This is a genomic window from Oerskovia sp. NPDC060338 (assembly GCF_042726295.1).
GTDB lineage: Bacteria > Actinomycetota > Actinomycetes > Actinomycetales > Cellulomonadaceae > Oerskovia > Oerskovia merdavium.
Genome location: NZ_JBHXCQ010000003.1, coordinates 345,869 through 356,248, shown reverse-complemented (window position 1 = coordinate 356,248; position 10,380 = coordinate 345,869). Strand labels below are relative to the sequence as shown.

At 72.4% G+C, this 10,380-nt stretch carries 2 protein-coding genes; both read left to right on the top strand.

All coding sequences use genetic code 11. The features are described from left to right. Window positions 1-276: 276 nt before the first annotated feature. Window positions 277-3,933, top strand: a complete 3,657-nt coding sequence (locus ACFWGN_RS05660; RefSeq protein ID WP_377616053.1) for an ATP-binding cassette domain-containing protein — start codon at window positions 277-279, stop codon at window positions 3,931-3,933. 266 nt (window positions 3,934-4,199) lie between these two features. After that, window positions 4,200-10,370: a pullulanase-type alpha-1,6-glucosidase gene (gene pulA / locus ACFWGN_RS05655; RefSeq protein WP_377616052.1), complete on the top strand. Its 6,171-nt coding sequence runs from the start codon at window positions 4,200-4,202 to the stop codon at window positions 10,368-10,370. The last annotated feature ends 10 nt before the right edge of the window (window positions 10,371-10,380 follow it).

Here is a 10,380-nt window from a genome sequence, read left to right as displayed (position 1 = left end):
GCGTTTCCTGGCCTTGCCCGCGGGGCCCAACCCCCGCCGCGGGCCCCGCGCCGGTGGAGGCGGGCCCCGCGGGGGGGGGCCCGGGCCGGGTGGGCCCCCGGGGGGGGGGGGGCGGGGCCCCGGGGCCCCCGACCCGCTGCGTGGCCGGTCCCTGTGGCCGGTCCCGCGGGTTCCCGCAACAGGACACCGTCGTCCGGACCATGACGTCCGGACCAGGACGCAGGGCCGGAAAATGCCTGCGTGCGCGTCGTACCCCCGCCATAGGATCGGCTGGCCATGACCGATGCACCCACCGGCTCTCCGACCGGCCCCGACGCTGCCCCTTCCTCACCGACCGTCTCCTCGACGGACCCCGCCCGCCGCCTGGACTGGCGGCGGCTGCGCGGCCCGCAGTCCGTCTTCGCGCTCGTCGCGCTCACCGTCGGGGCGGTCGGTGGTGCGTTCGGCACGGTCGTCGCGGGGTGGCTCGCGGCGGACCCGACGACGGCCACGCTCCAGCTCCTGGCCGCGTGCATCGTGAGCGCGGCTCTGCTCGACACGATCGGCCAGGTGGTCTGGGCGGGAGTCGTCGACCGGGCCGAGGGGCGGCTGCGCGGCGACCTCCTGTCCGCGGCGCTGCACCAGCCCCTCGCCACGCTCACCGAGCAGGCCGTCGGAGAGGTGCTCGACCGGGTCGACGACGACACCCACGCGGTCGGCACGCTCGTGCGCCGGCAGGCCTGGGGGGCGGGCCGCACCCTCGTCGGCGTGATCCCCATGTGGGTCGTCGCCGGGCTCACCTGGTGGCCGGCCTGGATCCTCTTCCCTGTGCTCGGTCTGGTCGCCGCGCTGATCGTGCGCCCCATGCTCGGCGAGATCGCTCGCCGCAAGGTCGTCGAGGAGGCGGCCTGGACGGACCACGCCGCGGTGTTCGAGGAAGCGGTCGCAGCACGCGACGACCTGCGCACGAGCCTGGGGCAGTCGTTCGCGGTACGCAGGCTCGCCGAGCGGTCGGCGCAGGTCCACCGACGCTTCGAGGCCGTGCTGTCGGTCGAGTCGCGCATGCTCCGCCGGGCCGGGCTCGTGCTCGCGTCGCTGCTCGCGGGCGTGGCCGTCGCGGGGGCTGCCCTCGCCGCCGACGGCGAGCTGGGCGTCGACCGTCTCGTCACCCTGTTCCTGGTCACGTCGATGTTCGTGGGGCAGACCGACAACCTGGTCCACCACCTCCCGGACATCCAGGAGGGGCTCGGGGCGCTCACGCGCATCCGTCAGATGCTCTCGGTCGCCCCCGAGCCGGTGGGCGGGCGCGACGTGCCGGCCGGGCCCGTGGGCATCGAGCTCCGAGACCTGCACTTCTCGTACGCCGAGGGCACCTTCGCACTGGACGGCGTGAGCCTGCACGTGCCCGCGGGCGCGACGGTCGCGCTCGTGGGCCGCACGGGCTCGGGCAAGTCGACGCTCGCGTCGCTGCTGTCCCGGGCCGTCGAGCCACCGCCCGGTGCGGTGCTCCTCGGGGGCGTGGACGTGCGAGACCTCGACCTGCAGGCGCTGCGCGCCGCGGTCGGCGTCGTGACCCAGCGGACCGAGATCCTCGCGGGCACGCTCGCGGAGAACGTCGCGCTCTTCGCCGACGTGCCGCGCACGGCCGTCGAGGACGCGGTGCGCGAGCTGCGCCTCGACGAGTGGGTCGCCGGCCTGCCGGACGGTCTGGACACGCTGCTCGGCCCGGGCGGGACGTCGCTGTCGGCCGGCGAGGAACAGCTCGTCGCGTTCGCCCGCCTGCTCGTGCGAGACGTCCAGGTCGTGGTCCTCGACGAGGCCACGGCACGCATGGACCCCTTGACCGAGGCGCGCGTCGTGGCGGCGTCGGAGCGGTTGCTCGCTGGGCGCACGGGCGTGCTCGTCGCGCACCGGCTCACGACGATCGAGCGCGCGGGCCTGATCGCGGTGCTCGACCGGGGGCGCGTCGTCCAGCAGGGTGTGCGGGCCACGCTCGCGCGCGTCGCGGGTCCCTATCGCGACCTGCTGGAGGCGAGCGTCGCGCAGGGCGGCTCGCCTGACGTCGCGCTCGTCGACCGGGGGAGCGAGGGCCGCGAGGACGCTGCGGCGGTCGGACTCGCCGCTGCTGAGGCGGACGGCGGTGTGGTCTCGGCCGCTGTCGCCGCCGCCGTCGTGGGAGCGGACCCGGAGACGACCGGCGCGCCCGGCGCGTTCGACGAGGCCGTCGGCGGCCGGCGTCGGCGTGGCGTCCCGCCGACCCTGGCGGACCCGGGTGAAGGCCCCAGCCTCGCGCGCGGCGTGCTGCACGCGCTGTTCGTGCGGCCGGCGTGGGGTGTCGTGGGGGCCGTGCTGTTCCTGGTGGCGAGCCTCGTGTCGGCGCAGGGGGCCGTGACCGGCTTCCTCTGGGGCCACGCGGTCCAGGGGCTCGACGAGGGGTTCCCCGCGGCGCTGCTCGTCCCGTTCGCGGTGCTCCTGGTGGTCGCGCCGCTGTGCCTCGCACGGGCCCTGTACGTCTACCCCCGCTGGTGGATCGAGGTCCTGCTGCGGGTGCGCATGTCGGTCATGACGGGCCAGACGCGCCAGCACCGCCTCTCGGCCACACCCCCGGGCGAGGTCGTGGCGCGTGCCATGGACGCCGACCGGTTCGTGCGGTACGCCGACCGCTGGGTGGACCTCGTCAACGGCCTCGTCATCGCCGGTGTCACGGCGCTGCTGAGCCGGTCGTGGCTCGCCGGGGCCGTGCTGCTCGCGGTCATGGTCGTCTCGGCGGCGGCGTCGACGCTCGGGCGCCCCATCGCGGGCCGCTCGGCGACGCGATCGTCGGCCGCGCGCGCCCGGTTCGGGCGGGCCCTGGTCTCGGCGCTCGACTCGGCGCGCTCGGTCAAGCTGGCCGCCCGGACGCCCCAGGTGCACGCGCACCTGCACGAGGTCGACGCGGGCCGCGTGCGTGCCGCGGTCTTCGAGCACCGCGTGCAGGCCGCGCTCGACGGCGTGCCGCTCGTGATGATCCAGCTCGGCGTCGTCGCGGCCTGGGCCGGGCTCCTCACCGGGACGTGGGACCTCGCGACCGCGCTCCTGGTCGCGAACGCGGTCAACGGCTTCGGCTGGTTCGGCGTCGTCGCCGGGGCGGTCGTGACGGAGGCTCCCGGGACTCGTTCGTGGCAGCGTGCGACGAGCCGCTTCGCGGCCGGGGCGGACCTCATGGACCTGCCTCGCGGCGTCGACCTCCTCACGGGCGAGGCACCCACCCCTGCCCCCGGCCCGCGTCAGGCGCTCGAGCTCCTGGAGCTCGCGGGGGTGAGCGCGCTGCACGACGACGGCACGATCGGCGTGCACGGCGTCGACCTGAGCGTGGAGCGCGGCGAGCTCGTGCTCCTGCTCGGCCAGGTCGGGTCGGGCAAGTCGAGCCTGCTGGCGGCGCTCGCGGGGCTCATGGAGCACACGGGTGACATCCGGTGGAACGGGACGGACGTCGAGGATGCCCAGACGTTCCTGCGCCCGGGCCAGGTCGCGCACGTCGCGCAGGTCCCGCGCGTCCTGTCGGGGACGTTCGCGGACAACGTGCGGCTCGGCCACGAGCGCGAGGTCCACGGCCCGGTCGCGGCCGCGCGGCTCGAGCGCGACGTGGTCGAGGCGGGCGGTCACGAGGCCCTCGTGGGGCACCGAGGGGTCCGGCTCTCGGGCGGTCAGGTGCAGCGGCTCGCGCTCGCCCGCGCGCTCGCGACCGACGCGGAGCTGCTCCTGGCCGACGACGTGTCGAGCGCTCTCGACGCCGCGACGGAGATCGAGCTGTGGTCGTCGCTCCGTGAGCGGGGGACCACGGTGATCGGTTCGACCTCGAAGCGTGCGGCGCTGGCCCGCGCGGACCGCGTCGTGGTGCTCCACGAGGGTGCCGTCGCGGAGGTCGGGCCCTGGAGCGACCTGGCGCCGCGCTGGAGCCACCTCGCGGGCTGACGTCCTCCAGCCCCCTGGCCCGGCCGGGCAGCGATCACGCTTCCCGGCCGGGCTTCGCGCTGTCCGGGGTCGTCCCCGTCGTGGAGGCCACGGGTTCGGCGTGCCGACATGCGGTTGCACCCTTGCTGCAACTTTCAGCAACGGCTACAGTCTGGGTCAGCCGGCGTCGGGGAGCGCCCGGCTCGGGAGACCACGTGGAGCGCAGGGGCTCGGTCACCCGGCGGTGCGTACGCACGTCCGACTCCCCGGTCGACAAGGGAGTCCTCATGGCATCACCCCGCCCCAGGCGGTCGTCCAGACCGCGCCGCGCCACAGCGTCCCTCGCGGCGCTGTCCGTCGGGCTCACCGGGCTGACAGGCTTCACGGCCGTCGCCAACGCGGCGACCGGCCCCGCGGCGTCCGCGACGGACGCGGCCCGCACCTTCGCACTCGTCGGCAGCCTGCAGGACGAGGCCGGCTGTGCAGCCGACTGGGACCCGGCCTGCGCCGCGACCGAGCTCGCGCCGACCGGCGCCGAGGGGGTCTACTCGGCCGACTTCACGGTGCCCGCGGGCACCTACGAGTACAAGGTCGCCGTGAACGACACGTGGGACGAGGCCTACGGCCTGAACGGCGGCGCGGACAACATCCCGCTGGTCGTCGGTGGCCCCACGACCCTGCGCTTCACGTTCGACGACGTCGCCAAGCGCGTCTCGCTCGCGCCCGTCGAGCTCGGGGGAGCCTACGACGAGGCGAGCGACGCAAAGATCGTGACCCCGCCCGTGCGCCAAGCCGGCTCCGACGAGCAGTTCTACTTCGTGATGACCGACCGCTTCGCGGACGGCGACCCCACCAACAACGAGGCCGGCATCGAGGGCGGTGCGCTGCACTCGGGCTACGACCCCACGGACAAGGGCTTCTACCAGGGTGGCGACATCCAGGGCCTGCGCGACCAGCTCGACTACATCGACGGGCTCGGGACCACCGCGATCTGGCTGACCCCGTCGTTCAAGAACAACCCGGTCCAGGGCGAGGGAGCGAACGCGTCGGCGGGCTACCACGGCTACTGGGTCACCGACTTCACGCAGATCGACCCGCACCTCGGCACCAACGCCGAGCTCGAGGCACTGATCGACGAGGCCCACGCCAAGGGCATCAAGGTCTACTTCGACATCATCACCAACCACACGGCCGACCTGATCGACAACGAGCAGAAGCAGTACTCGTACGTCGACCAGGCGACCTCGCCGTACAAGGACGCCGCGGGCACCGCGTTCGACCCGGCCGACCACGCGGGCAAGGACACGTTCCCCGCGATGGACGCCGCGACGTCGTTCCCCTACACGCCCGTGGTGGCCGAGGACGCGAAGGACGCCAAGGTCCCCGCGTGGCTCAACGACACGACGCTCTACCACAACCGCGGCAACTCGACGTGGTCGGGCGAGTCCGTGACCTACGGCGACTTCGACGGCCTGGACGACCTCATGACCGAGAACCCGCGTGTCGTCGACGGGTTCGTCGACGTCTACCAGGGCTGGGTCGACCTCGGCATCGACGGCTTCCGCATCGACACGGTCAAGCACGTCAACTTCGAGTTCTGGGAGACCTGGACCACTGAGGTCCTCGACTACGCCCACTCGAAGGGCAAGGACGACTTCTTCATGTTCGGCGAGATCTACGACGCCGACGCGGCCAAGCTCTCGCCCTACGTGCGCAAGACGGACATGAACTCCGTTCTCGACTTCGCGTTCCAGTCCTCGGCCGCGAGCTTCGCGAGCGGCAACAGCGCCAAGGGCCTGTCCCAGCTCTTCGCGAGCGACGACATGTACACGACGCCGGACTCCTCGGCGTCGGCGCTGCCCACGTTCCTCGGCAACCACGACATGGGCCGCATCGGGTACCTGCTGCAGACCACGGGCGACGCGCAGCGTCGTGACGAGCTCGCGCACGACCTCATGTACCTCACGCGTGGTCAGCCGGTCGTCTACTACGGCGACGAGCAGGGCTTCGCGGGTGCGGGCGACGGCAAGGACAAGAACGCGCGGCAGTCGCTGTTCGCGACCCAGGTCGACGAGTACGCGGACCAGAAGCTGATCACGGGCGAGACCGCCGGCAGCCAGGACCGCTACGACACCACGTCGCCGCTCTACACCCACATCGCCGAGCTCTCCGCGCTGCGCTCCGAGAACCCGGCGCTCGCGCAGGGTGCCCAGATCGAGCGCTACACCGACTCGGGCGCGGGCGTCTACGCGTTCTCGCGCGTGGACCGCACCGAGAAGATCGAGCACCTCGTGGGGCTGAACAACTCGGCCGCGGCCAAGACGGTCAGCTTCACCACGCTCACGCCCGGCGCGACGTACGCGCCGCTCTACGGCGGCGGCGACGCGGTCACGGCCGGTGACGACGGCAAGGTCTCGCTCACGGTCCCGGCCCTCGGCTCGGTCGTGCTCAAGGCGGACCGCGCCGTGGGCGTCGAGTCCACGGGGGACGTCTCGGTGGCCGTACCGGCCGCGGGGGCGGGCCTCACCGGGGTCGCCCCGGTCGCCGCGGACGTCGACGATGCCGCGTGGTCCGAGACCAGCTTCGCCTGGCGCGTCGTCGGGTCCGACGAGTGGCAGGGCCTCGGCACGGCCGAAGACACCTCGCCGCGCGTCTTCCACGACGTGAGCGACCTGGCCAAGGGCACGCTCGTCGAGTACCGGGCCGTGACGGTCGACGCCGACGGTGACCGCCACGCGGCCTCGACGTTCGCGAGCGTGGGCAACTCCGTGAGCGGTGACGAGGACGTCGAACCTCCGACGGACATCGACCTCGTGACGGTCGCCGGGAGCCACAACTCCGAGATGGGTTGCGCGGGCGACTGGGCCCCCGGCTGCGAGGCGGCCAAGCTCACCAAGCGTGCCGACGGCGTCTACGCGGGCACGTTCGACATCCCGGCGGGTACCTACGAGTACAAGGTCGCGATCAACGGGTCCTGGGACCTCAACTACGGTGTCGGCGGCGCGAAGGACGGTGCCAACGCGACGTACACGACCGCGGGTGGCCCCGTGACGTTCTACTGGGACCCGGTCTCGCACGACTTCTCGAGCTCTGCACAGGGCCCGATCATCACGGTCGCGGGTTCGTTCCAGGACCAGCTCGGCTGCTCGGCCGCCTGGTCTCCGGACTGCATGGGCTCGTGGCTCCGTGACCCTGACGGTGACGGGGTCTACACGCTCACGACGTCGGCGCTCGCCACGGGTGCTTACGAGGGAAAGGTCGCGCACGGTCTGAGCTGGGCGGAGAACTACGGTGTCGGCGGCGTCAAGGACGGCCAGAACTACTCGTTCAGCGCGTCCGACGGCAAGTCGGTCACGTTCTCGTACGTCCTCGCGACGCACGTGCTCACGATCGAGGTCGCGGATCCCCCGCTGCCCGGGACCGGTCAGCAGGCCGCGCACTGGGTGACCAGCGACCTGGTCGCGTGGCCGCGCGAGCTGCTCGCGGGCGCCGACCCGGCGACGCTGGGCTGGACGCTGCACACCGCACCGGCGGGCGGCCTGAGCGTCGCCGACGGTGTGGTCGTCGCGCCTGAGGGGTCGTCGTCGTTCGGTCTGGTCCTCGACCCGGCGGGCCTGCCCGACGACGTCGCGGAGGACTTCCCGGCCCTCGCCGACGCGGTGGCCCTGCGGGTCACAGGCGCCGACGGCGAGCCGATCTCGGTGGACGCGGCGACGACCGCGCTCACGGGGCAGCTCCTCGTCGCCCAGCGCGCCGGTACCGCGGCGGACGCTCCGCTCACCGCGGCGACCGGCGTACAGCTCCCCGGTGTCCTGGACGACCTGTTCGCCGAGGGCGCCGCGGACCGCACGCTCGGCGCGAGCATCTACACCAACGGCAAGTGGGCCTCGTTCGCGCTGTGGGCTCCCACGGCGAAGAGCGTCACGCTCCTCGCGTGGCCCGGTTCGGGCGACGCCGCGGACCTGAAGAACGAGGACGCGCGGCGGTTCCCCGCCGAGCGTCAGTCGGACGGGACGTGGACGGTCGACGGCAAGGACGCCGACAAGAAGTTCGGCTGGGTCGGGGCCAGGTACCTCTACGAGGTCAAGGTCTTCGTCCCGTCCACGGGCAAGGTCGAGACGAACGTCGTGACCGACCCGTACTCGCTGGGGCTGACGCTCAACTCGACCCACTCGGTCGTCGTCGACCTCGACGCGAAGGACACCCAGCCGAAGGTCTGGAAGGACACGCCGGCTCCCGTCGTGGAGCGGGCCGTCGACCAGACCATCTACGAGCTGCACGTCCGGGACTTCTCGATCGCCGACACCACGGTGCCTGCCGCCAAGCGTGGCACGTACCTCGCGTTCGGCGAGAAGAAGTCGGCCGGCATGACGCACCTCGCCGAGCTGGCCGACGCCGGTCTGACGACGGTGCACCTGCTGCCGACGTTCGACATCGCGACCATCGAGGAAGACAGGTCCAAGCAGTCGGTCACCGATGACCTGAACGGCTTCGCGCCCGACGGCACCGAGCAGCAGGCCGCGGTGTCCGCGATCCAGGGCACGGACGGCTTCAACTGGGGCTACGACCCGCTGCACTTCTCGACGCCGGAGGGCTCGTACGCGGTCGACGCCGAGGGCTCGGCGCGTGCCGCGGAGTTCCGCACCATGGTCGGGTCGCTGCACCAGACCGGGCTCCAGGTCGTGCTCGACCAGGTGTTCAACCACACCGCAGCGAGCGGTCAGGACGCCAAGAGCGTCCTGGACAAGGTCGTGCCCGGCTACTACCACCGCCAGAACACGACGACGGGTGCGGTCGAGACCAGCACCTGCTGCCAGAACCTCGCGACCGAGCACGCCATGACCGGCAAGCTCATGGTCGACTCGGTCGTCACGTGGGCCCGCGACTACAAGGTCGACGGCTTCCGCTTCGACCTCATGGGTCACCACTCGAAGCAGAACATGCTCGACGTCCGGGCCGCGCTCGACGAGCTCACGCTCAAGAAGGACGGCGTGGACGGCAAGGCCGTGTACCTGTACGGCGAGGGCTGGAACTTCGGCGAGGTCGCCGACAACGCGCTCTTCGAGCAGGCCACGCAGGGCCAGCTCGGAGGCACGGGCATCGGTACGTTCTCCGACCGTCTGCGTGACGCGGTCCACGGCGGGTCTCCCGTCGACGGGGCCTCGACCTTCACGCAGGGGTTCGGCACGGGCCTGGCGACCGACCCGAACGGGCAGCCTGCCCGGGCGGGGGAGCCGGGGACCGTGAACGACGGGTCCGACGACGAGCTGGCGTCGCTGGGTCACGAGACGGACCTGGTCCGTCTGGGCCTCGCGGGCAACCTGCGCAGCTTCACGTTCACGACCTCGACGGGTGAGGCGCTGCGCGGCGACCAGATCGACTACCGGGGTGCGCCCGCAGGCTACGCGGACTCTCCCGAGGAGATCATCAGCTACGTCGACGCGCACGACAACGAGACGCTGTTCGACCTGCTGACCCTCAAGCTGCCGACGGACACGTCGATGGCCGACCGGGTGCGCATGAACAACGTCTCGCTCGCCACGACGGCTCTCTCGCAGACGCCTTCGCTGTGGCACGCGGGCACCGACCTGCTGCGTTCCAAGTCGCTCGACCGCAACAGCTACGACTCGGGCGACTGGTACAACGCGATCGACTGGACGGGCACCGACAACGGGTTCGGCAAGGGGCTGCCGCTCGAGGCGGACAACGGTGAGAAGTGGCCTCTCATGGCGCCCCTGCTCGCGAACCCCGCGCTCAAGCCGACCGCCCAGGACATCGCGTCGGCCTCGGACAACGCGGCCGACCTGCTGCGGCTGCGCTCCTCGACGGACCTGTTCCGCCTGGGCAGCGCGGACCTCATCAACCAGAAGGTCACGTTCCCCGACGCGGGGACCGGTCAGACGCCCGGCGTGATCGTCATGAGCATCGACGACACGATCGGCAAGGACGTGGACAAGGAGCTCGACGGCGCGCTCGTCGTCTTCAACGCCTCGCCCGAGCCGGTCACGCAGACGGTCGCCGGCCTCTCGGGACGCGAGTACTCGCTCTCTCCCGTCCAGGCTCGCGGAGCCGACCCGGTCGTCAAGACGACGACATGGGACGCGGCGACCGGGACGGTCACCGTCCCGGCACGTTCGGTCGCGGTGCTCGTCGAGCCCAAGGCCGCGAAGGTCGAGCTCACGACCTCGACGCGCACCCAGTGCGTCGCAGGACGCGCGACCCTCACGGTCAGCGCGGTCAACGCGGGTCCGGTCCCCGCCGCGGTCAAGGTCGAGACGCCGTTCGGCGCCAAGACCTTCACCGGCGTGCTGCCGGGCAAGAGCGCCCAGCAGACGTTCGCGACGCGTCTGGCGACGATCCCCGCCGCGACGGCCACGGTCACGGGGACGGCGACGATCGGCGGCAAGGAGGTCCGGACGGTCTACGACGTGTCGTACGGGGCACGCGACTGCTCCTAGCCTCCCTGCC